20 protein-coding genes are annotated in these 24,419 nt (G+C 71.3%); 12 read left to right on the forward strand and 8 right to left on the reverse strand.

The annotated features are described in order from the left end of the window. Window positions 1-18: 18 nt before the first annotated feature. The 3 genes from ccrA to ACF062_RS10320 all read right to left on the reverse strand — a co-directional run bounded on the left by ccrA (window position 19) and on the right by ACF062_RS10320 (window position 4,471). Window positions 19-1,356 carry a crotonyl-CoA carboxylase/reductase gene (gene ccrA / locus ACF062_RS10310; RefSeq protein ID WP_392137314.1) on the reverse strand — a complete coding sequence of 446 codons (1,338 nt, stop codon included), beginning with the start codon at window positions 1,354-1,356 and terminating at the stop codon, window positions 19-21. 393 nt (window positions 1,357-1,749) lie between these two features. Then, window positions 1,750-2,562, reverse strand: coding sequence for a TetR family transcriptional regulator (locus tag ACF062_RS10315; RefSeq protein WP_320589447.1), 813 nt, complete (start codon window positions 2,560-2,562; stop codon window positions 1,750-1,752). A 112-nt stretch (window positions 2,563-2,674) separates the two neighbouring features. Further along, a complete protein-coding gene (locus tag ACF062_RS10320; RefSeq protein ID WP_392137315.1) occupies window positions 2,675-4,471 on the reverse strand; it encodes a 3-hydroxyacyl-CoA dehydrogenase family protein in 1,797 nt (598 codons plus the stop codon). A 349-nt stretch (window positions 4,472-4,820) separates the two neighbouring features. Here ACF062_RS10320 and ACF062_RS10325 point away from each other — a divergent pair, with 349 nt between their 5' ends. Then, window positions 4,821-5,390: an adenylosuccinate lyase gene (locus tag ACF062_RS10325; RefSeq protein ID WP_392137316.1), complete on the forward strand. Its 570-nt coding sequence runs from the start codon at window positions 4,821-4,823 to the stop codon at window positions 5,388-5,390. Window positions 5,391-5,526: 136 nt separating this feature from the next. Here the strand turns inward: ACF062_RS10325 and ACF062_RS10330 are convergent, their stop codons facing one another. The 4 genes from ACF062_RS10330 to ACF062_RS10345 all read right to left on the reverse strand — a co-directional run bounded on the left by ACF062_RS10330 (window position 5,527) and on the right by ACF062_RS10345 (window position 9,242). Then, window positions 5,527-6,048, reverse strand: a complete 522-nt coding sequence (locus ACF062_RS10330) for a GNAT family N-acetyltransferase (protein ID WP_392137317.1) — start codon at window positions 6,046-6,048, stop codon at window positions 5,527-5,529. Continuing rightward, window positions 6,049-6,447: a RidA family protein gene (locus ACF062_RS10335; protein WP_392137318.1), complete on the reverse strand. Its 399-nt coding sequence runs from the start codon at window positions 6,445-6,447 to the stop codon at window positions 6,049-6,051. Continuing rightward, complete coding sequence (locus ACF062_RS10340) at window positions 6,444-8,039, reverse strand: alpha/beta hydrolase (RefSeq protein ID WP_392137319.1); 1,596 nt, start codon at window positions 8,037-8,039, stop codon at window positions 6,444-6,446. Before ACF062_RS10340 ends, ACF062_RS10335 begins: the two co-directional genes overlap by 4 nt. Before the next feature lie 168 nt (window positions 8,040-8,207). After that, window positions 8,208-9,242, reverse strand: a complete 1,035-nt coding sequence (locus ACF062_RS10345) for an Rv2578c family radical SAM protein (protein WP_223777816.1) — start codon at window positions 9,240-9,242, stop codon at window positions 8,208-8,210. A 147-nt stretch (window positions 9,243-9,389) separates the two neighbouring features. Here ACF062_RS10345 and ACF062_RS10350 point away from each other — a divergent pair, with 147 nt between their 5' ends. The 5 genes from ACF062_RS10350 (at window position 9,390) to ACF062_RS10370 (ending at window position 15,292) form a co-directional block, all read left to right on the forward strand. Beyond that, a complete protein-coding gene (locus tag ACF062_RS10350; protein ID WP_392137320.1) occupies window positions 9,390-9,605 on the forward strand; it encodes a hypothetical protein in 216 nt (71 codons plus the stop codon). Window positions 9,606-9,613: 8 nt separating this feature from the next. Then, a complete protein-coding gene (locus ACF062_RS10355) occupies window positions 9,614-10,861 on the forward strand; it encodes an SLC13 family permease (RefSeq protein ID WP_392137321.1) in 1,248 nt (415 codons plus the stop codon). A gap of 96 nt (window positions 10,862-10,957) precedes the next feature. Continuing rightward, window positions 10,958-11,401: an SRPBCC family protein gene (locus tag ACF062_RS10360; protein WP_223777819.1), complete on the forward strand. Its 444-nt coding sequence runs from the start codon at window positions 10,958-10,960 to the stop codon at window positions 11,399-11,401. Window positions 11,402-11,613: 212 nt separating this feature from the next. Then, a complete protein-coding gene (locus tag ACF062_RS10365) occupies window positions 11,614-14,013 on the forward strand; it encodes an MFS transporter (protein WP_392137322.1) in 2,400 nt (799 codons plus the stop codon). 550 nt (window positions 14,014-14,563) lie between these two features. Next, complete coding sequence (locus ACF062_RS10370) at window positions 14,564-15,292, forward strand: class I SAM-dependent methyltransferase (RefSeq protein WP_392137323.1); 729 nt, start codon at window positions 14,564-14,566, stop codon at window positions 15,290-15,292. Window positions 15,293-15,354: 62 nt separating this feature from the next. Here ACF062_RS10370 and ACF062_RS10375 read toward each other — a convergent pair whose 3' ends face one another. Next, complete coding sequence (locus ACF062_RS10375) at window positions 15,355-16,224, reverse strand: rhamnogalacturonan acetylesterase (protein ID WP_392137324.1); 870 nt, start codon at window positions 16,222-16,224, stop codon at window positions 15,355-15,357. 324 nt (window positions 16,225-16,548) lie between these two features. On the opposite strand from ACF062_RS10375, the gene ACF062_RS10380 reads away from it, so the two are divergent. The 6 genes from ACF062_RS10380 (at window position 16,549) to ACF062_RS10405 (ending at window position 24,342) form a co-directional block, all read left to right on the forward strand. Further along, window positions 16,549-17,847, forward strand: a complete 1,299-nt coding sequence (locus ACF062_RS10380) for an ABC transporter substrate-binding protein (RefSeq protein ID WP_392137706.1) — start codon at window positions 16,549-16,551, stop codon at window positions 17,845-17,847. 8 nt (window positions 17,848-17,855) lie between these two features. Beyond that, complete coding sequence (locus ACF062_RS10385; RefSeq protein ID WP_392137325.1) at window positions 17,856-18,839, forward strand: carbohydrate ABC transporter permease; 984 nt, start codon at window positions 17,856-17,858, stop codon at window positions 18,837-18,839. Further along, window positions 18,836-19,729, forward strand: coding sequence for a carbohydrate ABC transporter permease (locus ACF062_RS10390; RefSeq protein WP_392137326.1), 894 nt, complete (start codon window positions 18,836-18,838; stop codon window positions 19,727-19,729). The genes ACF062_RS10385 and ACF062_RS10390 overlap by 4 nt, the downstream gene beginning before the upstream one ends. Continuing rightward, window positions 19,726-20,307 (forward strand): hypothetical protein, encoded by a 582-nt coding sequence (locus tag ACF062_RS10395; protein ID WP_392137327.1) that lies wholly within the window; start codon window positions 19,726-19,728, stop codon window positions 20,305-20,307. Before ACF062_RS10390 ends, ACF062_RS10395 begins: the two co-directional genes overlap by 4 nt. Before the next feature lie 237 nt (window positions 20,308-20,544). Then, on the forward strand, window positions 20,545-23,277 hold the full coding sequence (locus ACF062_RS10400; RefSeq protein WP_392137328.1) for a Tat pathway signal sequence domain protein: 2,733 nt from the start codon (window positions 20,545-20,547) through the stop codon (window positions 23,275-23,277). Between the two features lie 24 nt (window positions 23,278-23,301). Further along, on the forward strand, window positions 23,302-24,342 hold the full coding sequence (locus ACF062_RS10405) for a rhamnogalacturonan acetylesterase (RefSeq protein WP_392137329.1): 1,041 nt from the start codon (window positions 23,302-23,304) through the stop codon (window positions 24,340-24,342). Window positions 24,343-24,419 lie beyond the last annotated feature (77 nt).

The raw sequence follows: 24,419 nt of genomic DNA on the forward strand, positions 1-24,419 counted from the left end.
CGCTGCTCCTTAGGGAGTTCAGACGTTCCGGAAGCGGTTGATGGCGTCGATGTGCCGGGCCCGCTTCTCCGGGTCGCGGACGCCGAGGCCCTCCTGGGGGGCGAGGGCGAGGACGCCGACCTTGCCCTGGTGGAGGTTGCGGTGGACGTCGTAGGCGGCCTGGCCGGTGTCCTCCAGGGAGTACACCTTCGAGAGCGTCGGGTGGATCTTGCCCTTGGCGATGAGGCGGTTGGCCTCCCACGCCTCGCGGTAGTTGGCGAAGTGGGAGCCGATGATCCGCTTCAGGGACATCCACAGGTAGCGGTTGTCGTACTCGTGCATGTAGCCCGAGGTCGAGGCGCAGGTGGTGATGGTGCCGCCCTTGCGGGTGACGTACACGCTCGCGCCGAAGGTCTCGCGGCCGGGGTGCTCGAAGACGATGTCGATGTCCTCGCCGCCGGTCAGCTCACGGATGCGCTTGCCGAAGCGCTTCCACTCCTTGGGGTCCTGGGTGCGCTCGTCCTTCCAGAACTTGTAGCCCTCGGCGTTGCGGTCGATGATCGCCTCGGCGCCCATGGCACGGCAGATGTCCGCCTTCTGGGGGCTGGAGACCACGCAGATGGGGTTGGCGCCGCCCGCGAGCGCGAACTGCGTGGCGTACGACCCGAGTCCGCCGCTGGCGCCCCAGATCAGGACGTTGTCGCCCTGCTTCATGCCGGCGCCGTTGCGGGAGACGAGCTGGCGGTAGGCGGTGGAGTTCACCAGGCCCGGCGAGGCGGCCTCCTCCCAGCTCAGGTGGTCGGGCTTCGGCATCAGCTGGTTGGACTTGACGAGCGCGATCTCCGCCAGGCCGCCGAAGTTGGTCTCGAAACCCCAGATGCGCTGCTCGGGGTCGAGCATCGTGTCGTTGTGGCCGTCCGAGGACTCCAGCTCGACGCTCAGGCAGTGCGCGACGACCTCGTCGCCCGGGTTCCAGGAGTTCACACCGGGCCCGGTGCGCAGCACGACGCCCGCGAGGTCGGAACCGATGATGTGGTACGGCAGGTCATGGCGCTTGCTCAGCTCGCTGAGCCGGCCATAGCGCTCCAGGAAGCTGAAGGTGGAGACCGGCTCGAAGATCGAGGTCCACACCGAGTTGTAGTTCACCGAGGAGGCCATGACGGCCACCAGGGCCTCGCCGGGGCCGAGTTCGGGGAGCGGCACGTCGTCGAGGTGGAGCGACTTGCGCGGGTCCTTGTCGCGCGTCTCCAGGCCCGCGAACATCTCCGTCTCGTCCTTGTGCACGGTGATCGCGCGGTACGAGTCCGGGAGGGGGAGAGCGGCGAAGTCGGCGGACTGTGCGTCCTGCGACTGAATCGCGTCCAGGATTTCCTTCACGGTGTTGCCTCCGGCTAAGAAGCGGTCTGGGGAGAACGCTGCTCGACGTTTCGTGGGGTGCTGGCGGGGCTTTGGAGGTGTGCCGTCGGTTCGGCCAAGGGGTGGAGCTCGGCAACGCCTTGGTGGGGCGTGAGAGGTGCCTGTGACGCAGGCGTCCGGACGCGCAAGCCGTGGCTTGAGGGGACAGCCGGCGTGCGGATGATCTCTGCACGCCGGCCGCCCGGACAACATCAACGTATGGCACCGCGTGCCAGTCGGCAAGACACTGGGTGCCAGTATTTTTTGACCGATGATCGATCAGTGCAGGTCAGAGGGGTGCCACGGCATGAAGGAGGGGGTGCTACCGACTGGTAGCACCCCCTCAAAAGCCGAGGACGAAAAGGGTGAAAGGGGCTAAGACGCTCGCTCTCGGAGGGCCTTCTCGATGGTCCGCATGACCTCGTCCAAGGGGGCGTCCGTCCGCGCCACCGTGACCAGGACCTCCCCCTGGGAGGACACCGTCGCCGGGGACGCCGCGGGCAGCGTGTCGCGGCCCGCCCCGATCCCCGTGCCGAACGTGCGCCGCACGATCGCGAAGGCGTGGTCGAGCTGGGTCTCCACGTCGCCCTGGCCGCCGGCCCGCAGCCAGCGCCGCAGTACGTGGTTGTGGGCGGTGACCACCGCGGAGGCGGCGACCTCGGCGAGCAGCGGGTCGTCGTTGCCGTCGTGGTGCGCGTGCTCGTCGAAGTGGCCGAGGAGATACCGCGTGAAGAGCCGTTCGTAACGGGCCACCGAGGCGATCTCGCGCTCCCGGAGCGTCGGCACCTCGCGGGTGAGGCGGTAGCGCTCCACGGAGACCGCCGGCGAGGCCGCGTACATCTTCATGACTTCCTTGATGCCGCGGCACACCGTGTCCAGCGGGTGCTCATGCGGGGGAGCGGCGTTGAGCACCGCCTCCGCGCGGACCAGGGTGTCGTCGTGGTCCGGGAAGATCGCCTCTTCCTTGGAGCGGAAGTGCCGGAAGAAGGTCCGGCGGGCGACCCCGGCCTGCGCGGCGATCTCGTCGACCGTCGTCGCCTCGTACCCCTTGGACGCGAACAGCTCCATGGCCGCCGCCGCCAGCTCCCGGCGCATCTTGAGCCGTTGGGCGGCGGCACGACTGCCCGCGGCGCTCTCCGGGGCGTCGGGCGTGGCGGGCGTACGGGAGGACTTGGCGGCCTTGGACATGCCATGAACGTACTGCATATGCGCGGCGCGGTGCCTCCGAGGGACGGGGCTGCCCGGGGGCCCGAGCAGCCCGCCCCAGTCGGCCCGCGCCCCCGGGCGCTCCTCGGCCGGCTCAGCGCCGGGCATATTCGCGGAAGCCACGACCCGTCTTGCGGCCGAGGCAGCCCGCGGCCACCAGGTGTTCGAGCAGCGGCGCCGGGGCCAGGCCCGGGTCGCGGAACTCGCGGTGCAGGACCTTCTCGATGGCCAGCGAGACGTCCAGGCCGACGACGTCCAGGAGCTCGAAGGGGCCCATGGGGTAGCCGCCGCCGAGCTTCATCGCGGCGTCGATGTCGTCGAGCGTCGCGTAGTGCTCCTGGACCATCTTGATCGCGTTGTTGAGGTAGGGGAACAGCAGAGCGTTCACGATGAACCCGGCGCGGTCGCCGCAGTCCACCGGGTGCTTGCGGATGGTCGCGCAGACCTCGCGGACCGTGGCGTGCACGTCGTCGGCGGTCAGCACGGTGCGGACCACCTCGACGAGCTTCATCGCCGGGGCCGGGTTGAAGAAGTGCATGCCGATCACCTCGCGCGGACGCGTGGTGGCACGGGCGCAGGCCACCACCGGCAGCGACGAGGTGGTGGTCGCCAGGATCGCGCCCGGCTTGCAGACCTTGTCGAGCGCCGCGAACAGCTGCTGCTTGATCTCCAGGTCCTCGGCGACGGCCTCCAGGGCCAGATCGACGTCGGCGAACGCCTCGTACGACCCGGCCGGGGTGATCCGCTCCAGTGTCTGGGCGGCGGCCTCGGCCGTCAGCCGGCCCTTGTCGACGGAGCGCGCGAGCGACTTCCCGATGCGGGCCTTGGCCGTCTCGGCCTTCTCGTCGGTGCGCGCGGCGAGGACCACGTCGTAACCGGCCTTGGCGAAGACCTCCGCGATGCCGGACGCCATCGTCCCCGAGCCCGCGACGCCCACGGAGCGGACGGTACGTCCCTGCGCGCGCCGCTCGCCCTCCAGCGGGGTCAGCGCGTCGGGCACGACCTCGGCGCTGCCCGGCTCGGCGTACGTGTAGAAGCCGCGGCCCGACTTGCGGCCGGTCAGGCCCGCCTCGCTGAGCTGCTTGAGGATCGGGGCGGGCGCGTGCAGCCGGTCGTGCGACTCGGCGTACATGGCGTCCAGGACCGTGCGAGCGGTGTCCACGCCGATCAGGTCGAGCAGCGCGAGGGGGCCCATCGGCAGGCCGCAGCCCAGCTTCATCGCGGCGTCGATGTCCTCGCGGGAGGCGTATTTCGCCTCGTACATCGCGGCGGCCTGGTTGAGGTAGCCGAAGAGCAGTCCGTCGGCGACGAAACCGGGGCGGTCGCCGACCGCGACGGGCTCCTTGCCGAGGGCCTGCGCCAGCTCGGTGACCGTGGCGACGGCGGCGGGCGAGGTCAGCACGGACGAGACGACCTCGACCAGCTTCATGGCGGGCGCCGGGTTGAAGAAGTGCAGGCCGAGAACCCGTTCCGGGCGCGCCGATTCGGCGGCGAGGCGGGTCACCGACAGCGCGTTGGTGCCGGTCGCGATGATCGTGTCGGGGCGCACGACACCGTCGAGCTCGCGGATGACCTGCTGCTTGATCTCGTACGACTCCGGGGCGACCTCGATGACCAGGTCGGCGTCGGCGGCGGCCCGCAGGTCGGTGAAGGTGCGGAAGCGGGCGAGGACGTCGCGCCGCTCCTCGTCGGTGAGCCGCTCACGGCGCACGGCGCGTGCCGTGGAGGCCTCCAGGGAGGCGACGGCCTGCGTGGCCGCCGCCTGACTGATGTCGATGCCGATGACCTCGCGGCCCGCACGGGCCAGGACCTCGGCGATTCCGGTGCCCATCGTGCCCAGACCGATGACGGCGACCGTGTGCGGGGAGGTGTCGTTCAAGGGAGCGTCCATGCGTGGACTCCAGGAAGAGAGTGACGACTGAGGGGCGCACGCACGCGGGTACGGGGAACTGTCGCGCGGCGTGCGGGAATTGAGGTGTCGTGTCCGGGCGGCGCAGAGTCCACGCCCGGTGAGGCCGACCGGCCCTGTCCCGAGGCCGAGCCGTACTGGATACCTGAGGTACCGAACCGACTGACACCCACGGCGGCTGCGTCACCAGGCCGTCGTGAGGATGTGCTCACGGGGAGTGTGCCCCGCTCACATGAGATTAACCGCCGGGTAACGAGCGCGCCAGCCCTCGCTGATTCCGGATCCCTGTGATCTACGTCGCGACCGCTGGGTAAGGCTTAGGCTCGCGTTCATGGATGAGGAGTCGCGGACGGTGACGGAGCGTTTACGGGGTGAGGCGGGGGCCTCTCGGGAGTACGAGGAACTGGTCGCGACCGGCGATCCGGACCAGCTGGCCGAGGTGCTGGTCTCTCCCGGACGGCCGCTGTGGGCGCGGGAATTGGCGGCGTTCCGGCTCGGCGTCGCGGGTGATCGCAGAGCCTTCGAGTCGCTCGTCCTCCTCCTCAACCACCGGGACGCGCCGCGGTGCGCCGCCGCGGCGTACGCCTTGGCCCGGCTCGGTGATCCGCGTACGGCTCGCGCGGCGGCGGCCCTGGCGACGAACGAACTCCGCGTCGCCTATGCGCTCCATCCGGTGCGGTTGCTGACGGAGTTGCGGGCACCGGAGTCGGCGCCCGCCCTGATCACCACGCTGCGGCGTCGGCTCGCGCCGCACGACCCCTACGGCAAGATCGCGCTCGCCTGTGTGGAGGGGCTGGGGGCGTTGGGTGACGCGCGGGCGCGGCCGGTGTTGACCGAGGCGTGCGGGCATCCGAGGCTTGCGGCGGCGGCTGCGGCGGCGTTGGCGCGGTTGCCGGAGTGAGCGGGGTGGGGCGGGTGGAAGTGGTCTTTCGGCTGCGGGTGGGTGGGGGCTGATCGCGCAGTTCCCCGCGCCCCTTACGGGGCGTGTGCCGGGGCGTGCGGTTTTGCGTGGCCCTGCAGGGGGGCGAGTGACGGGGTCACGTGAGGGCGTGGGTGTAGCGGAGTTCCGGGGTGGGTGTGTCTTCCGGCGGCTGGGGGGTGATGGCGCCGTCCGGGGTGAAGTTGAAGCGTTCGTAGAAGCGGCGTGCCCTGGTGTTGCCCTCGACGACCCATAGGCGCAGCCGGGGGTGGCCCGCGGTCTTGCAGCGGACCATGCATTCCAGGAGCAGTGCGCGGCCGATGCCCGTGGAGTAATGCTCCGGGTGCGCGTACAGCGCGTACAGCTCGGCCTCGTCCGGTGGCACGTCGTTGTCGCGTGCGGGGCCGAAGCAGGCCCAGCCGACGGTCCGGCCCCCGCGCTCGGCGATCAGGTCCACCGTGCCGGCCCGGCCCTCCGCGAGCCGCTCGCGCAGCTCCTGCTCGTTCTCCGCGACATCGAGGCCGTCCAGGAACGCCTGGGGCATCAGTCCGGCGTACGCGTTGCGCCAGCCGAGGACGCGGATCTCGGCCACGCTCGCGCAGTCGGCGTCGGTCATCTCCCGTACGCGCACCTGCGGCATCTACTCGGCCACCACCGCGAACGCCTCGATCTCCATCAGGAACTCGGAGCCGACCAGAGCGGCGACCTGCACCGCCGACGCCGCGGGGAGCCGCTCGGGGTCCAGGAAGGCGTCCCGCGCGGCGCGCACGGCCGGCATGTGCGCCATGTCCGTCACGAAGTACGTCAGCTTCACCACGTCGTCGAAGGTGGCGCCCGCCGCCGCCAGGCAGCGCCGCAGATTCTCGAACACCTGCCGGGCCTGCGCCGCCGCGTCGCCCTCGCCGACCAGATCGCCGTCCTCGTCCAGGGCCAACTGCCCTGATATCGCCACGAGACGGCCCGTCCCCATGACGACGTGCGTGTACGCGGTGGCGGGGGCCACGCCCTCGGGGGCGCTGATGTGGGTCAGTCGGCTCATGCCCCCATGGTGGACCACGGCACCGACAACGCCCCGCGCCCGGGGGTGCCTTCACGGTTCCGCGAGGGCTTCGGGTCGGGCAGCGCCTCGCACACCGCGTCCACCTCGCCACCGCTGCCGGGCACCTCGCCGGTCGACAGGTACGCCGCCAAGTGCCGGTCCAGGCAGGCGTTTCCGCGCAGGGTGACGCCGTGGTTGCCGCCGCCCCGCTCGACCACCAGGCGCGAGTCGCCCAGCTTGCGGTGCAGGGCGACGGCGCCCTCGTACGGAGTGGCCGGGTCGTCGGTCGCCTGGAAGAGCAGGACCGGTGCCAGCGCGGAGTTGGAGACGTCCGGCGGGCTCAGGTGGTGTGTCGGCCAGAAGGCGCACGGGGCGTTGTACCAGGCGTTGTTCCAGGTGGCGAACGGTGCCTTCGCGTGGATCCGCGTGTGGTCCTCGCGCCAGGTCCGCCAGTCGCGCGGCCACTGCGCGTCCCTGCACTGCACGGCCGTGTAGACGCTGTAGCCGTTCTCGCCCGCCGCGCCGCTCGCGCCGAAGGTCTCGTACGCCTTCAGGAGCGGGGCGGTGTCCTTGCCGTTCGCGTACGCCGCGAAGGCCGCGGCCAGGGGCGGCCAGAAGCGGTTGGTGTAGCCGCCGGGGAGGAAGGTGTCCTCCAGCTCGGCGGCGCCCACCTTGCCGCCCGCCGGGCGCTCCGCCAGTGTCCGCCGCATCGTGTGCCACCGGGCCTCGACCCGCGCGGGGTCCCCGCCCAGGCCGTACGCGGAGTCGTGCCGGGCGATCCAGGCCATGAAGGCCTTGTGGCGGGCGTCGAAGGCGTGATCCTGCCGGAGGTTGGCGGCGTACCAGATGCTCGTCGGGTCGACCAGGGAGTCGAGCGCCATGCGGCGCACGCGGTGCGGGTAGAGCTTGGCGTAGACGGCGCCCAGATACGTGCCGTACGAGTAGCCGAGATAGCTCAGGCGTGGCGCGCCGAGGGCGGCACGGATGGCGTCCATGTCCTTGGCCGCGCTCACCGTGTCGATGAACGGCAGGACGGCCGCGTACTTCGAGGCGCACGCCCGCGCGAAGGCCCGCGCCCGGTCGAGGTTGGCCCGCTCCAGGGCGGGCGTGACCGGAACGCTGGCGGGGCGCACGGGGGTGAAGTGTCCGGGGCGGCAGTTGAGCGCGGGCTCGCTCCTGCCGACACCGCGCGGGTCGAAGCCGATGACGTCGTACCGCGCGGCCACCTCCTTGGGAAGGGACTTCGCGACGGACCCGGCCATGGCCAGGCCGCTGCCGCCCGGGCCGCCGGGGTTGACCAGGAGGGGCCCCTGGGACGTGGCCGCGGTGTGCGGGACGCGCGACAGGGCGAGGGTGATCTGCTCGCCTGCCGGCCGCTGGTGGTCGAGCGGGACCTTCACCGACGCGCACTGGAGCGCCGGATGGGCCTTCGTGGCGCACTTCTTCCACGCCAGCGGGGCCGCCAGGGCCGCCGGGGCGGCCTGTGCGGTGCGCGGGGGCGAGGCGCTCGCCGCGGTCGGCAGTCCGGCGGCGGGCACGGCCGCTCCGGTCAGCGCGGCGAGGGAGCAGAGGGCGACGGCGCGTTTCTTCATCAGGCTTCCCAGGGCGGAGGATCCGTGGCCGTGCACGCCACGACCTCGGCCGCATCGTCCCGGAAAGCCCGCCCGGAAGCGTCCGTTCTGTCGATGAATGACCTGAAAGGAGCAGGCGGCCACCCGCGAAAGGATGCCGGGAGAGGGTGCCCGTGAAAAGGGGTCCTCCTACAGGAGCGTGAGCTGAGTGGGGCCCGCGGCCGGCTCCGGCTCCTCGGGGACCGGGACGCGGCGCGCGGCACCCGCGCGCGTGGGGCCGATGCCGAACTCCTCGGCCAGCTCGTGCACGTGCCGGGTGATGCGGCGCTGGTACCACTTCGGGGCGTAGGCCCCTTCCGCGTACAGCCGCTCGTACCGCCGCACCAGATGCGGGTGGTGCTGCCCCACCCATGCCATGAACCACTCGCGTGCGCCCGGCCGCAGATGCAGGACCAGGGGCGTCACCGAGGTCGCGCCGGACGCGGCGATGGCCCGCACCGTGGCGCGCAGCTGGTCCGGGTGGTCGCCCAGGAACGGGATCACCGGCGCCATCAGGACCCCGCAGCCGATGCCGTGCCCGGTCAGGGTGCGTACGACGTCCAGGCGCCGCTCGGGGGCGGGCGTACCCGGCTCGACGGTGCGCCACAGTTCGTGGTCGGTGAAGCCGACGGAGACGGAGATGCCGACGTCCGTCACGGCCGCGGCCTGCCGCAGCAGATCGAGGTCGCGCAGGATCAGCGTGCCCTTGGTGAGGATCGAGAAGGGGTTGCCGCGGTCGCGCAGCGCCTCGATGATGCCCGGCATCAGGCGGTAGCGGCCCTCCGCGCGCTGGTAGCAGTCGACGTTGGTGCCCATCGCGATGTGGTCGCCGTGCCAGCGCGGCGAGGCGAGCTGGCGTCGCAGCAGCTCGGCGGCGTTGATCTTGACGACGATCTGGCTGTCGAACCCGATGCCGGTGTCCAGGTCCAGATAGCTGTGGGTCTTGCGCGCGAAACAGTAGACGCACGCGTGCGTGCAGCCCCGGTAGGGGTTGACCGTCCATTCGAACGGCATGCGGGACGCGCCCGGCACGCGGTTCACGATCGACCTGGCCCGGATCTCGTGAAAGGTGATCCCCGCGAACTCAGGGGTGTCGAAGGTCCGCGTCGTCACCGCGTCCGCGCCGAACAGCGCGGCATCAGCGGTGCCCTGACGCGGTCCGTCGGAGAGGTTCTCCCAGCGCATGACGCCTCCTCGGTAGCACTGACCACAGAATAGAACACATGTTCCCTTGATGTGCGACCCGGAGCGCGGGGCCCAGTGCGTCGAACAGGAGAGCGGCCTGGTGGTCGGCTCCATCAGCCTGCTCTGGCGCCGCCGAGCGAGGGCTCCGTGGAGTTCGGCTACGGCGTCGTCGCCTCGCGGCGCGGACGCGGCTACGCCCCGGAGGCCGCCCGTGCCTCCGTCCGCGTCCTGGAGAAGGCCGGGCCGCACCGCTGGAGCGACGACGGCACCACGGCCCGGTTCCGGGCCACCGCGCCGGAGGAGTCCCGCAGCCGGCGGAATTGCCGGGTCCGGCGACGGGCGGGCCGCACGCACGTTGCATGATCGGAAGCATGCTTGTCGAGTTCCTGTCCGTCGCCGCCCTGGCCGTGGTGCTGATCTGCGCGGTCGTCCGCCCCTTCGGCCGCCCGGAAGCCGTCTTCGCCGTACCGGCCGCGGGCGTGGTGATCGCGGCCGGGGCGATTCCGCTCCACGACGTGCGGGATGAGGCCGCGCGGCTCGGCCCCGTGATCGGCTTCCTCGCGGCCGTCCTGGTGCTCGCCAAGCTCTGCGCCGACGAAGGGCTCTTCCACGCCTGCGGCACCTGGATGGCGCGCCGGGCCGCGGGGCGCCCGCGCCGGCTGCTCGCCGCGGTCTTCGGTCTCGCCTCGGTCATCACCGCGGCCCTCAGCCTGGACGCCACCGTGGTCCTGCTCACCCCCGTGGTCTTCGCGACCGCCGCCCGCATGGGCGTGCGGCCCCGGCCGCACGTCTACGCGAGCGCCCACCTGTCGAACACCGCCTCGCTCCTGCTGCCCGTCTCGAACCTCACGAACCTCCTGGCGTTCGCCGCCACCGGGCTGAGCTTCACGCGCTTCGCCCTGCTGATGACGCTGCCGTGGCTGGTCGCCATCGCGGTCGAGTACGCCGTCTTCCGGCGGTTCTTCGCCGCTGACCTCGACGCGCCGACCGACGGCGGAGACACCGCGGAACCGCCCCGTATGCCGCTCTTCGCCCTGGTCACCGTGGCGTTCACGCTCGCCGGGTTCGCGGTCGCCTCCACCGTCGGCGTCGACCCGGCCTGGGCCGCGGCCGCCGGGGCGTCCGTACTCGCCGTGCGCGCCCTCCTGCGGCGGCGCACCACCGCGCTCGCGCTCGTGCGCTCGGCCTCGCTGCCGTTCCTCGCCTTCGTCCTCGCCCTCGGCGTCGTCGTCCGGGCCGTCGTCGACAACGGCCTCGGCGACGCCCTCGGGCACGTCCTGCCGGACGGCACCGCCCTGCCCGCGCTGCTCGGCACCGCCGCCGTCGCCGCGCTCCTGGCCAACCTCATCAACAACCTGCCCGCCGTCCTCGCCCTGGTCCCGCTGGCCGCGCCGGCCGGCCCCGGAGCCGTCCTCGCCGTCCTCATCGGCGTGAACGTCGGCCCCAACCTCACCTACGCCGGCTCCCTCGCCACCCTGCTCTGGCGCCGCATCGCCCACCAGCACGAACACCACGTCCGCCTACGGGAGTTCACCCGCCTCGGCCTGCTCACCACGCCCGCGGCCCTCGTCCTCGCGACCGTCGCGCTCTGGGTCTCGCTGCGGCTGCTGCCCGCCTGAGCGGGCCCCGGCGGCGGCCCCGATTTGGGGGGCCGGTGCGCCGGGTGGTTGGCTCTCCCTGAACTCCCCGATAAACCAAGTGCTGGAGGAAGTGCAATGGCGCAGGTCGAGGCGACCACGGAGCGGATCATCGCGGCACAGCCGGACGACGTCTTCGACGCACTGGCCGACTACAACGGCACGCGCGAAAAGATCCTTTCGGAGCACTTCAGCGAGTACGAGGTACGCGAAGGCGGCGACGGCGAGGGCACGCTGGTCCACTGGAAGCTCCAGGCCACCAGCAAGCGGATCCGCGACTGCCTCCTGGAGGTCACCGAGCCCACCGACGGCGAGCTGGTCGAGAAGGACCGCAACTCCTCCATGGTGACCACCTGGACCGTCACCCCGGCCGGCGAGGGCAGGTCCCGCGTGGTCGTCACCAGCGTGTGGAACGGCGCGGGCGGCATCGGCGGCTTCTTCGAGAAGACCTTCGCCCCCAAGGGCCTCGGGCGGATCTACGACGCCGTCCTCGGCAACCTCGCCACCGAGCTGGAGAAGTAACGCCCGCGCGGCCTCCCGGGACAACCCCTCGGGGGTTGTTCTCACGCTCACCGTTTCGAGTGGTCTTCTGCCCGCTCCCGTTGTGCGCCGTAGGGCCTCGACCGGCGCATTCGCCCTTGAGACCCCGGTAGAGAGCGACTCGTCGCGCTTGCTCCCAGTTGTCGCGAAATGCGAGAAAGCTGGCGGCGCAGGCGCGACGAGGGGAGCAGTACGTGGGTGGGACGACGCTGGCGAAGGCCTCCGGGCGGGACAGCGAGGGGGCCGCACCGCCGGACGGCCGAGGGGCGGGAGAGCCACCGCCGCGGGAACTCAGCCCCCGCCGCGTCCGCATGGTCTTCGTCGGGCTGATGCTCGCCCTGCTGCTCGCCGCCCTGGAGCAGATGATCGTCGCCACCGCGCTCCCCAAGATCGTCGGAGAGCTGCACGGCCTGGACCGGATGTCCTGGGCGATCACCGCCTATCTGCTCACCTCCACCATCGGGCTGCCCATCTACGGCAAGCTCGGTGACCTCTACGGGCGCAAGGGCGTCTTCCAGTTCGCGATCGTCGTCTTCATCGTCGGCTCCGCCCTCGCCGGCTGGTCGCGCACCATGGACCAGCTCATCGCCTACCGCGCCCTCCAGGGCGTCGGCGCGGGCGGCCTCATGATCGGCGTACAGGCGATCATCGCGGACATCGTGCCGCCCCGGCAGCGCGGCCGCTATATGGGCCTCATCGGCGCCGGATTCGGCCTCGCCTCGGTCGCGGGTCCCCTCCTCGGCGGCTTCTTCACCGACCACGCCTCCTGGCGCTGGTGCTTCTACTTCAACGTGCCCTTCGGCCTGGTCACCTTGCTGGTGGTCACCCTCGCCCTCAAGCTGCCGAAGCCCACCGCCAGGGCCCGGCTCGACGTGCTCGGCGCGCTGCTCCTCGCCGCCGCCTCCACCTGCCTGGTGCTGCTCACCAGCTGGGGCGGGACCCAGTACGCCTGGGACGACCGGCTGATCCTCGGGCTCGGGGCGGGCGCCGTGGTGACGAGCCTGCTCTTCCTCGTCGCCGAGAGGTTCGCCGCAGAACCGATCATCCCGCTGCGCCTCTTCCGCGACTCGGTCTTCAACCTCACCTCCCTGGTGGGCATGGTCGTCGGGATCGCCCTCTTCGGAGCCGCCAGTTACCTGCCGACCTTCCTCCAGATGGTCGACGGCGCGAGCGCCACCGAGTCCGGCCTCCTGATGCTGCCGATGATGGCCGGTGTCGTCGGCGCCTCGATCATCTCCGGGCAGCTCATCAGCCACACCGGGCGCTACAAGATCTACCCGGTGCTCGGCGGCGCCCTGTCCGTCGTCGGCATGTGGTTCCTCTCCCGCCTCGAAACCGACACGTCCCGCCTCGCGTACAGCGTCTGGATGGCGATCCTCGGCGCGGGCATCGGGCTGGTCATGCCGGTCCTGATCCTCGCCGTGCAGAACACGGTCCGCCCCGGCGACCTCGGCACGGCCACCAGCGCGCACAACTACTTCCGGCAGATCGGCGGCAGCGTGGGCGCCGCCGTCTTCGGCACGCTCTTCGCCGACCGCCTCGCCGCGGCCCTCGCGGACCGGCTCCCCGCCGGGTCGGACAAGGACCTGCCCGATCCCGAGTCGCTCACCCCGCAGCTGGTCCACGCGCTGCCCACGCCGCTGCGCGAGGGCTACATCCAGGCCTACGCCGACGCGATGCCGCGGATCTTCCTCTACCTGGTGCCGGTGCTCGTCCTCGGCATGCTGCTCGCCTTCTTCCTCAAGGAGACCCCCCTGTTGTCCAGCGCCACTTCCCCCAACGCACCCGCCGCCGCGACGGTGACCGTCCCCCACGCCCGTACGACGACGTACGCGGCGGGGGTCCCCGTCTGTGGCACCGTGCAGCACCCCGACGGCACCGTGGTGCCCCGCGCGGCCCTCACCCTCATCGACGTGGCCGGGCAGCAGATCGGGCGCGGCGCGAGCGGCGAGGACGGGCGGTACGCCCTCTCGACGCCGGGATCCGGGTCGTTCGTGCTGATCGCGGCCGCCGGCGGGCACCAGCCGCAGGCCGTCACGGTCACCGTCGGCGAGCGGCCCGTCGAACTCGACGTGGTCCTCGGCGGCGCGGGCCGCCTCGCGGGCACCGTGACGACCGCCGACGGAACGCCCGTTCGGGACGCCGCCGTCACCCTCACCGACGTCCGCGGCGAGGTCGTCGCCACCACCCGCAGCGGCCGCGAGGGCGGCTACGTCATGACCGAGCTGGTGGCCGGCGAGTACACCCTGGCGGCGAGCGCCCCCGCCTTCCGCCCCGCCGCGCTGCCGGTGACCGTGCAGGCCTCGCGCGAGACCCGCCAGGACGTGGAGCTCGCGGGCGGCGCGGTGCTGCGCGGCACGGTGCGGGCGGGCGGCGGCCGGATCGTCGAGGACGCGCGCGTGACGCTGCTCGACGCCGCGGGCAACGTCGTCGACACCCTCACCACCGGGGCCGACGGCACCTTCCGCTTCGTCGACCTGTCGTCCGGCGAGTACACCGTCATCGCGGCGGGCTACCCGCCGGTCGCCACGGTCCTCCAGGTCGCGGGCGGCGGACGCACGGAGCGGGACCTTCAACTGGGCCACGAGGACTGACGTACGGGGGAGGGGCGCTCAGGGGGGCGTGCGCCGGGCTCTCGGGCCGCGGGCGATTACCGCATCGCCCCGCACGGCAACGCGCGCCAGCCGTACGGTGGTTGCCGGCGGCTCAGATCTCGCGCCGCCGCGGAGGGAGCATGGGCCATGGAACGAGGCACTCCGGACGGGCCGGTGGCGCGGGGTGGTGCCGTGGCCGGACACATCCCCTTGGCCGTGGTCGTAGTCGACGGCGCGGGACTCGTCTCGCACTGGAGCGTCGGAAAGCGACCTGCCGCCCGAGCAGCTCCTGCGCAACCTCGACGACCACCCGCTGCCCACGCTGCTCGGCGCGGGCCCCGGCGACGAGTACGGCCGCGGCCTCGGGGTCGTGAGCACCCTCGCCAAGGAGTGGGGCACGAGCCGTAGGGACTCAGGCAAGACGGTCCGGTTCGAACCGGCTCTTCCGAGCGGTGGTTCACCAGGTGCCTTGTCGGCCGGGCAAGAGCGCGGTAGACCGATCTCGCCGCCGGGCTTCGGCGGCTCTCGTCGGACCGTGGGGAGCTGGAGCATGAGCGTCACGAGTCGGTACAGGGAGGCCTGGGAGGGATTCTGGCGAGAGGCCCCGGGCGAAGTGGGCGCCGTCATCTGGGACGCCGAGCCCGCGCTGACCGCCAGGCCCCATCTCGCCCTGTTCGAACCGCACTTGGCCGCGTCCGACCTGCCCGTGGTCGACCTGGGCTGCGGCAACGGCACCCAGACCCGCTACCTCGCCGACCGCTTCCCGCACGTCCTCGGCGTCGATCTGTCCGTCGCCGCCCTCGCCCACGCCCGCCACGCGGACCCCGCCGATCAGGCGGAGTTCCGGCAGCTCGACGCCGCCGACAAGGGCGCGGCGGAGCAACTGCACGCGGAACTGGGCGATGTGAACGTCTACATGCGCGGTGTCCTCCACCAGTGCGAGCCCGACGACCGCCAGGCGCTGGTCGACAGCATCGCGACGCTGACCGGCGGGCGCGGCAGGGCCTTCATCGTCGAGCTGTCCGAGGCCGCCAAGCCCATCCTGCGGGCCCTCGCGCAGCTCCCCGAGGGCCCGCCGCCGAAGCTCGCCCCCGTCTTCGCGCACGGCATCGCCCCCGCAGAGGTGATCGACGACGCCGTGCCGCGATACGTGGCCGCGGCCGGCCTCGGCATCGTCACGAGCGGCGAACTGCCCCTCGCCACCACGGAGTTCCACCCGGACGGCACGCGTATAGAGCTGCCCTCGAAGTGGCTGGTGGTGGGCCGGACGGGCTGCTGACCGCGGCCCCCCTGGGCCCGTGCCCCGCCCCCTGGCCGCCACCTAGCCACCTCGTCACCTCGTCAGGCAGGCGACGTCACCCCACGACGTGGACGGCCCACCCGGGCGGCGGGCACCACTTCGCCGGAGATCGCAAGGCCGAGCCCGGCGACCGCCTGGGCGACCAGGCGGGCCATGCGGGCGGCCCCGTACTCCTGGAAGTGCGTGTTGTCCTGCACCCCGTTCGGGAAGTTCGGGTACTGCCCGGCGGCGAGCCACAGGAAGACCTTCTTCGAGGCCTCGACGCCGATCTGGTCGAGGTAGGCGCGGGAGAGTGCGGACAGATCGATCAGCGGGACGCCCTCCTCCGCGGCCACGGCCTTGGCGGCCGCCACGTACGCGGGGAAGGAGACGTTGAACCGGCCGGTGGACGGGTTGTAGTCGCGGCGCGAGACGGGGGTGACGACGACCGGTGTCGCCCCGCGGGCCCGGGTGGCCCGGATGTAGTCGTTGCGCAGGTACTCCTTGTAGTCCGCGGGCGGGGTGTAGCGCTCGGGCCTGCTCGCGGTGGCGTCGTTGTGGCCGAACTGGACGAAGAGATGGTCGCCCGGCCTGATCGCGCGGTGGATGGCTGCGAGGCGGCCCTGCTCGATGAAGGAGCGTGAACTGCGGCCCCCGATGGCGTGGTTGGCGACCGTGACGGCGGGGGTGAAGCAGCGGGGGAGCAGCTGGCCCCAGCCCGCTTCGGGGTGGTAGGAGGCGCTGTACGTCTGTGCCGTGGAGTCGCTCGCGATGTAGAGGGTGGTGGCGGCCGCCGCCGTGGGCCCCGCGGCCCGTGCGGCGGGGGCGCGGACCAGGCCGAGCCCGGCGAGGCCGAGCGCGGCGGCGCCGCCCGCGAGGAAGCGGCGGCGGCCGGTGACGTCGATCGGTGGGGGAGTCGCTGGGCGGGCCATGAACCACTCCTGGGGTCAGGTCGGGCGGATCGAGGAGGATCGGTCGTCGCGTGGGACGGTCGGTCAGGAGTCGCCGCCGGGACGGGAAAGGTTGCGGGGGTGCGTTGTCGAGCGTTTTCGAAGGGCGTCCGGATGAATCGATTCATGGCATCCGACAGGCCTTGGCGCACCCGGGGCGGATGTTCGGCCACTCGTACACGAGAGAAGCGCTTCGACCAATTCCTGCCCGAACCGTTGACGTGTCCTGCGACTCTCCCTACGTTGGCCCGGCAAGCGCTTGCCTATAACGATTCAAGTCGCGGGTGAAGGAGCACAACTGTGCCTATGCAAAAGGAACTCGACCGGCGGAGCCTGCTCAAGCTCACGGGTGGCTCGCTCGCCGCCCTCGGCGTGACGGCGGCGGGCTGCGGTGCCGGAAGCGGTTCCGGGGACGGCACTGTCACGCTCCGCTACGCGTGGTGGGGGTCCGACGACCGGGCCGAGCGGATCAACAAGACCATCGCGCTCTTCGAGAAGAAGCACCCGAAGATCAAGATCAAGACGGACTTCCAGCCGTACCTGGACTTCTGGAAGAAGTTCAACACCCAGGCTGCGGGCGGCAATCCGCCGGACGTCTTCCAGAACGCCATCGGCTTCCTGCGCAAGTACGACGAGCGCAACGTACTGCTCGACCTGCGCGAGCAGGTGAAGGCCGGGCACCTGCGGCTCGACGGCTTCCGCGCGGGCCTGGAGAAGTTCGGCGAGGTCGACGGCAAGCTCCTCGGCATCCCCGTCGGCAGCAACTCCATGGCCCTGGTGATCGACAAGCCGCTCTTCGCGAAGGCCGGCGTCACCCCCGAGATGGGCTGGACCTGGGACGACTTCCACACCGCGATGGAGAAGATCCGCGACAAGGGCCGGCCGGGCGACAGTGGCCTGTACGGCGTCATGTACCTCTACGACCTGTATCTGCGCCAGCACGGCAAGGCCTTCTTCACCAAGGACGGCCTCGGCTTCACCGAGGCCGACCTGAAGGAGTGGTGGACCAAGGGCCGACAGGGCGTCAGGTCCGGCATCTACGCCGACCCGAAGAAGGTCGCCCAGGTCAAGCCCAAGTCCGCGGTGGCCGCCGAACTCGCCGCCGCCGAGTTCACCTGGGACAACTTCACCGTCCGCTACACCGCCGAGGGCAAGAGCAGCTACGGCCTCGCGCCGATCCCGACCACCGACGGCAAGAAGACCGGACAGTACCTCGGCTCCCTGATGCTGAGTGGCTCCCGGCGCACCCGGCACCCACGCCAGGTCGCCCAGTTCATCGACTTCATGGTGCACGACCCCGGAGTCGCCGAGATCATGGGATACGACCGCGGGGTGCCGGCCACCACGGCGCAGTACGAGGCCTACCGGCCGTCCCAGGAGAGCGACAAGGTCATCGCCTCGGTCAACAAGGACATCGCCGCGTACGAGGAGAGCCTCGTCGACGCCGGCGTCCTGGAGACGATCACCCCGCATCCGGCGGGCGCGGACGTCTGCGAGGCGGCGTTCCTGCGCGTCGCCGAGGAACTCGCCCTCGGCAAGCGGTCGGTGGACGAAGCCGTCGAGCAGTACTTCAACGAGTGCAAGACGGCACTCGGCACCCGATGAGCGGCACGATGACTCCCTCGAAGGCCGCGACGGCGACCACTGCGCCGGCGCGACGCCCCGCGGACTCCCGTCGCCCCGGCGGGGCCCGGCGCGGGCGGCGCGGCGAGAACCTCGCCGGGTACCTCTTCATGTCCCCCTGGATCGCCGGGTTCCTGCTGCTCACCGCGGGCCCGATGGTCGCCTCCCTCTACTTCGCCTTCACCGACTACAACCTCTTCGACGCGCCGAAGTGGATCGGCCTCGACAACTTCACCGAGATGTTCGGCGACCCCCGCTGGCGCACGTCGGTCGAGGTGACGCTCTGGTACGTGGTCGTCGGCACCCCGCTGAAGCTGGCCGCGGCGCTCGGCGTCGCGCTCCTGCTCAACCAGAAGCGGCGCGGCCAGGCCTTCTACCGGGCCGCCTTCTACGCCCCTTCGCTGATCGGCGCGAGCGTGTCCGTCGCCGTCGTCTGGAAGGCGATCTTCTCGGAGGACGCGATCGTCGACCGCGCCCAGAGCACCCTGTTCGGCATGGACGTGGGCGGCTGGACCGGCGACCCGGACTGGATCATCTACAGCCTGGTGGCGCTCACCGTCTGGCAGTTCGGCGCGCCCATGGTCATCTTCCTGGCCGGCCTCAAGCAGGTGCCGCGCGAGTTGTACGAGGCGGCGGCGATGGACGGCGCGGGCACCTGGCGGCGGTTCTGGCACATCACGCTGCCGCTGATCTCCCCCGTCCTGTTCTTCAACGTCCTCCTGGAGACCATCCACTCCTTCCAGATCTTCGCCTCCGCGTACATCGTCGGCGGCGGGGCGGGCGGCAACGCCTGTGGTCCGGCGGACGGCTCGCTCGTCTACACCTGCTACCTGTACGTCCAGGGCTTCGAGAACAGCCGGATGGGCTTCGCCTCCGCCATGGCCTGGATGCTGCTGCTCGCCGTCGGCCTGGTGACGGCGGTGCTGTTCTGGTCCCAGAAACGCTGGGTGCACTATGAGGAGGCGTCCCGATGAGTACGGCGCGTACGGTGCGTACGGGGTCCACCGGGCCGGTGGCGGTTGCTGGGCGCGGGCGTGGGGGCGCCGGTTCGTGGGCCTGGCACCTCGGTGCCCTCGCCGTGCTCGCGGTGGTCCTCTACCCGGTGGTGTGGCTGATCGGCGGCTCCTTCAAGCACAACGACGAGATCGTCGGCAGCCTGGAGCTGTTCCCGACGGACCCGGTCACCTCGAACTACAGCGGCCTCGCCGAGGGCATCGCCGACATCTCCATCACCACCTTCTTCGCCAACTCCCTGTTTCTGGCGGTCGGTTCGGTGGTGGGGGTGCTGGTCTCCTGCTCGCTGGCGGCTTACGCCTTCGCCCGGATCCGTTTCGCGGGCCGCAACCTCCTCTTCGCGCTGATGATCGGCACGCTGCTGCTGCCGTACCACGTGCTGCTCATCCCGCAGTACGTGCTGTTCCAGAAGCTCGGCCTGATCAACACCTACACCCCGTTGCTGCTCGGCAAGTACCTGGCGGTCGATGCCTTCTTCGTCTTCCTGATGGTGCAGTTCATGCGGAACCTGCCGCGTGAACTGGACGAGGCGGCGCGGCTGGACGGCTGCGGGCATCTGCGGATCTACTGGTCGGTCGTGCTGCCGCTGTGCCGGCCCGCGCTGATCACCAGCGCGATCTTCACGTTCATCAACGCGTGGAACGACTTCATGGGGCCGCTGATCTACCTCAACGACCCGTCGAAGTACACGGTGTCGCTCGGTCTGAAGATGTTCGTCGACCAGGAGGGGCTCGCCAACTACGGCGGCATGATCGCGATGTCGCTGGTGGCGTTGCTGCCCGTGGTCGCGTTCTTCCTCGCCTTCCAGAGGTATCTGATCGACGGCATGGCCACGTCGGGGTTGAAGTGACGGGGGCGGGTGGCGGTGCGGGTGGGGGTGTGGGCGGGCGGCGGTTCGGGGTCTTCGCGGAGTGTCTGCTGACCGGTGTGTGGGTCGTGGTGGCCGCGGTGCCGTTGGTGACGGTGCCGGCGGCGGTCGCGGCGGGGGCCGCGCATCTTCGGCGGCATCTGGCGCACGAGGCCGGGGGGTGGCGGGAGTTCGTGGCGGACTGGCGGGCCGCCGCGCGGCGGGGGTGGCTCGTGGGGGTCGCGGGGTGGGGTGCGGTTGCTCTGCTGTGGGCGGATCTCGTGGTCGTACGGGCCGGGGGGCTGCCGGGGGGTGCGGTCGTGGGGGTGGTGGGGGTGCTGGTGATGTTCGCGGTGGTCGTGGCGGGGGTGCGGGCGGCTGTGGGATGGCGGCCTGGTGCGTCGTGGCGGGGGCTGCTCGCTGCGGCGGGGCGTGGGACGGTGCGGGATCCTGCGGGGTCTTTGGTGCTGGTGTGTGGGGTGGCTGTGGTGGGGGTGTCGGGGTGGTTCGCGGTGCCGTTGGCTGCGCCGGCTGTGGGGGTGCTTGTGGCTGCGGGGGTTGTGGTGGAGGGGCGGGGTTGAGGGGGCCGTTCTTCGGCTGCGGGTTGGTGGGGTTGGTCGCGCAGTTCCTCGCGCCCCTAGGTGGGGGGTGGGTGGTGGTGGTTGGGGTGAGGTGCGGGTTGGTGGGGGTTGGTCGCGCGGTTCCTCGCGCCCCTTGCGGGGTCGGTCGCGCGGGTCTGTGTCCTGGATGGGTCTTCGCGCTCCTTTCGGGGCGCTGTCATGCCTTGTCGATGAGACGTGAGGAAAGTGAGGGGCCGCATGCCTCCCGTAGCCCGTAGAGCTCTGCTCAAGGCCGCCGCCGCGGCCGGTGTCGCCGCTCAGTCCAGTTGGGCGCTCGGGGGTGGCCGGGCCCGGGCCGCGGTGTCCGTAGCCCCGGTGGCCGATGGGCCCGTACGTATTCGGTGGTTGGAGGACGGCGGGGTCGGGGCCGCCCCGGGGTCCACCTTCGGCGTGCCCTGGCCCAAGGGGCTGCACGGTGCCGATGCCACGTTCGCCCTCGCCGACGGCGAAGGCAAGGACGTCGCCGTGCAGAGCTGGCCCACCGCGTACTGGCCCGACGGGTCGTTGAAGTGGACGGCGCACGCCGTCGGGCCGGGGGCCGGCGACGCCGAGCGGTTCACGCTGAAGGCCGGGACCCCGGCACCGTACAAGGAGAAGGTCAAGGTCACCCGGAGCGGCCGCAAGGTCACCGTGGACACCGGTGTCGTCACGGCGGTGATCGGCACGGATGGCGAGCGGCTCGTCCAGTCGGTGACGCGGGGCGGCGGTACGAAGATCGCCACGGATGGACGGCTCGTCCTGCTCCGGCAAGGTGACATCGACGACGGCGACACCGGCCACGCCAAGTGGGAGCGGTTCGACGGAGAGATCGACGCCGTCGAGGTGGAGCAGGACGGGCCTGTGCGTGCCGTCGTCCGTATCGACGGCAAGCACCGCAAAGGCAGCCGGAGCTGGCTGCCGTTCAGCGTCCGGCTGTACTTCTACGCGGGCGCCGAGTCGTTCCGCATGGTGCACACGATCACCTACGACGGGGACCAGGAGAAGGACTTCATCCGCGGGCTCGGCGTGCGCTTCACCGTGCCGATGCGCGACGCCCCGTACGACCGGCACATCCGCATCGCGGGCGAGGGCGAGGGATTCCTCACCGAGGCCGTCAAGGGGATCACCGGGCTGCGCCGCGACCCCGGCGCCGCCGTGCGTGCCGCGCAGGTCAAGGGCGAGAAGCTGCCCGACCCGGCCACCTGGGACCAGCGCGTCACCAGCCGCCTCCAGTACATCCCGAGTTGGGGCGACTACACGCTCGCCCAGCTGTCCGCCGACGGGTTCACGCTGCGCAAGCGCACCGAGTCCGGCCGCGGCTGGATCCCCGCGGGCGGCGGCGGGCGCGCGAACGGCTTCGGGTACGTGGGCGGGGTGAGCGGCGGGTTCTCGTTCGGCCTGCGCGACTTCTGGGAGAAGCATCCCGCCCAGCTCGACATCCGCGGCGCGGCGGGCGACGAGGCGGAGGTGACCCTGTGGCTGTGGTCGCCGGAGGCGCCCGCCATGGACCTGCGCTTCTACCACGACGGGCTGGGCCAGGACACCTACCCGGAGCAGCTCGAAGGCCTCAACATCACCTATGAGGATTTCGAACCGGGCTTCGGCACCCCTTACGGCATCGCCCGCACCAGCGAGCTGATGTTCTGGGCCAACGCCGCCACCCCCTCGGCCGCCACGCTCGTCGACCAGGCCGCCGCCGTCCGCCTCCCGCCCCAACTGGTCGCCGAACCCGGCCATGTGAGCGCCGCCGGCGTCTTCGGCGGGCTCTTCGCACCCGTCGACCGCTCCACGCCCGCGAAGGCCGAGATCGAGGACCACCTCGACTTCCTCTTCACGTACTACAAGGACCAGGTCGAACAGCGCCGCTGGTACGGCTTCTGGGACTACGGCGACATCATGCACACCTACGACGAGGACCGGCACCAGTGGCGGTACGACGTCGGCGGCTACGCCTGGGACAACTCCGAGCTCTCGCCCGACCTCTGGCTCTGGTACGCCTATCTGCGCTCGGGCCGCGCCGACATCTTCCGCTTCGCCGAGGCCATGACCCGCCACACCGGCGAGGTCGACGCCTACCACCTCGGCCAGTGGGCCGGGCTCGGCACCCGGCACGGCGTCCAGCACTTCGCCGACAGCGCCAAACAGCAGCGCATCTCCACCGCCGTCTACCGCCGCCCCTACTACTTCCTCACCGCCGACGAACGGGTCGGCGACCTCATGCACGCCCTCGTCGACTCCGATGAGACCTTCCTGGCCCTCGACCCGCTCCGAAAGATCCGCACCGAACCCTACGAACCCGACCGGCACGCCCTGTCCATCGGCTTCGGCACCGACTGGAGCGGCCTCGCGGGCGCCTGGCTCACCGAATGGGAACGCAAGGGTCCGAAGGCCGGGAAGGCCGAGGCCCGGCTGCGCTCCACCATGCGGACCATCGCCGCCCAGCCGAACGGCTTCGTACAGGGCAGCGGGCTCTACGACCTCGACACGGGCCGGTTCGCGGTCGCCGGCGAGCCCGCGGTGAACGTCTCGCACCTCTCCGCGATGTTCGGCCTCGTCGAGATGTGCGCCGAGCTGATCGACCTCATCGACCTGCCCGACTTCAAGGCGGCCTGGCTGGACTACTGCCGCTACTTCAACGCCACCAAGGCCGAGCAACGGCAGCGCTACGGCAAGGACTTCGGCAACCTGCTGCTCTTCCAGGGCCACTCCCGCCAGGACGCTTACGCCGCCGCCCAGTTGGACGACGACCGGCTCGCCACTCGCGCCTGGCAGAAGTTCCACGACAGCGACGGCTACACCCGTGCCATGAAGTGGCAGCGGACGAGGATCGAGGGACCCGACGCCCTGGAACCGGGGTACGAGCACCCGCGGATCAGCACCAACGAGACCGCCCTGTTCGGCCTCGCCGCCATCCAGAATCTCGCCCTCATCGGCGACAAGCTGCCCAACTAAACCAAGCTCCAAGGGAGTTCGCTCATGAAGCGGTACGGTTCCGTTCTCGTTACGCTGGCCGCGACCCTGGGCGGCCTGGTCGCCGCGGCGCCCGCCCACGCCGACCGGGGCCACGGCCACGGCGAGGCCCTGGCGACGAGGAACGAGCACTGCACGGGCTCGGCCCCCGTCGTCTGCCACCTCGACCTCGCCCCGGGCACGTACGACGTGTCCGTCCTGCTCGGCGGCGCCACGGCGGGCCGCACCACCGTCACCGCCGAGACGCGCCGCACGATGCTCGCACCGACGCCGACCGGAGCCGGGCAGACCGTGCGGCGCGCCTTCACCGTCGACGTCCGCCATCCCGAGGGGGAGCCGACGGGGCCCGCCGGCAGCCCCGGCCTCGACCTGCGCTTCGAGGGCCCGGCGCCCCGGCTCGCGGGCCTGCGCGTCACTCCGGCGCCCCGCACGCCTCAGGTCCTGCTCGCCGGGGACTCCACGGTCTGCGATCAGCCCGCGGAGCCGTACTCGGGATGGGGGCAGCAACTGCCGCGGTTCTTCGGCCGCGGCACCTCGGTGGCCAACTACGCCGACTCCGGTGAGGGCACGGAGTCCTTCCTGGCCAACCCGGCCCTCTTCCCGGCGCTGCTCGCCGAGGTCCGCCGGGGCGACCGCGTCCTCATCCAGCTCGCCCACAACGACAAGCAGACCCCCGCCGACGCCTACCGCGCACGCCTCACCACCATGACGGAACGCGTACGGGAGAAGGGCGGGCGCCCTGTCCTCGTCACACCGGTCGTCCGCCGGTGGTTCAACGCGGACGGCACCCTCGACAACGGCGTCGCCCTCCACGTGAACGGTCTTGGCGTCGACCTCCCCGGACAAATGCGCTCCCTCGCGGCGGAGCTTGACGTACCGCTCATCGACCTCACCGCGCTGAGCAAGCGGCGGGTCGAAGAGATGGGCCCCGAGGCATCCAAGGCGCTCTACCTCTACGACGAGGCACGCGACAACACGCATACGTCGGTGACGGGAGCCACGGAGTTCGCGGCGCTGGTGCGCGATGCGCTGAGGGAGATGCGCTGAGGGAGCTGGGCTGAGGGTGATGAAGTGAGCCGGCAGGAGGCGTACCCACTCCTTGCCACTCTCAACTTATAGCGCAC

This window comes from Streptomyces sp. NPDC015345, from assembly GCF_043078805.1.
In the GTDB taxonomy this organism is placed as follows: Bacteria; Actinomycetota; Actinomycetes; order Streptomycetales; family Streptomycetaceae; genus Streptomyces.

Excerpts from the sequence above, each read along its gene's own strand:
- ACF062_RS10315 (WP_320589447.1), bottom strand. The coding sequence starts at position 2,562 with ATGTCCAAGGCCGCCAAGTCCTCCCGTACGCCCGCCACGCCCGACGCC.
- ACF062_RS10320 (WP_392137315.1), bottom strand. The coding sequence starts at position 4,471 with ATGGACGCTCCCTTGAACGACACCTCCCCGCACACGGTCGCCGTCATC.
- ACF062_RS10325 (WP_392137316.1), top strand. The coding sequence starts at position 4,821 with ATGGATGAGGAGTCGCGGACGGTGACGGAGCGTTTACGGGGTGAGGCG.
- ACF062_RS10330 (WP_392137317.1), bottom strand. The coding sequence starts at position 6,048 with ATGCCGCAGGTGCGCGTACGGGAGATGACCGACGCCGACTGCGCGAGC.
- ACF062_RS10335 (WP_392137318.1), bottom strand. The coding sequence starts at position 6,447 with ATGAGCCGACTGACCCACATCAGCGCCCCCGAGGGCGTGGCCCCCGCC.
- ACF062_RS10340 (WP_392137319.1), bottom strand. The coding sequence starts at position 8,039 with ATGAAGAAACGCGCCGTCGCCCTCTGCTCCCTCGCCGCGCTGACCGGA.
- ACF062_RS10345 (WP_223777816.1), bottom strand. The coding sequence starts at position 9,242 with ATGCGCTGGGAGAACCTCTCCGACGGACCGCGTCAGGGCACCGCTGAT.
- ACF062_RS10355 (WP_392137321.1), top strand. The coding sequence starts at position 9,614 with ATGCTTGTCGAGTTCCTGTCCGTCGCCGCCCTGGCCGTGGTGCTGATC.
- ACF062_RS10360 (WP_223777819.1), top strand. The coding sequence starts at position 10,958 with ATGGCGCAGGTCGAGGCGACCACGGAGCGGATCATCGCGGCACAGCCG.
- ACF062_RS10370 (WP_392137323.1), top strand. The coding sequence starts at position 14,564 with ATGAGCGTCACGAGTCGGTACAGGGAGGCCTGGGAGGGATTCTGGCGA.
- ACF062_RS10375 (WP_392137324.1), bottom strand. The coding sequence starts at position 16,224 with ATGGCCCGCCCAGCGACTCCCCCACCGATCGACGTCACCGGCCGCCGC.
- ACF062_RS10380 (WP_392137706.1), top strand. The coding sequence starts at position 16,549 with ATGCAAAAGGAACTCGACCGGCGGAGCCTGCTCAAGCTCACGGGTGGC.
- ACF062_RS10385 (WP_392137325.1), top strand. The coding sequence starts at position 17,856 with ATGACTCCCTCGAAGGCCGCGACGGCGACCACTGCGCCGGCGCGACGC.
- ACF062_RS10390 (WP_392137326.1), top strand. The coding sequence starts at position 18,836 with ATGAGTACGGCGCGTACGGTGCGTACGGGGTCCACCGGGCCGGTGGCG.
- ACF062_RS10400 (WP_392137328.1), top strand. The coding sequence starts at position 20,545 with ATGCCTCCCGTAGCCCGTAGAGCTCTGCTCAAGGCCGCCGCCGCGGCC.
- ACF062_RS10405 (WP_392137329.1), top strand. The coding sequence starts at position 23,302 with ATGAAGCGGTACGGTTCCGTTCTCGTTACGCTGGCCGCGACCCTGGGC.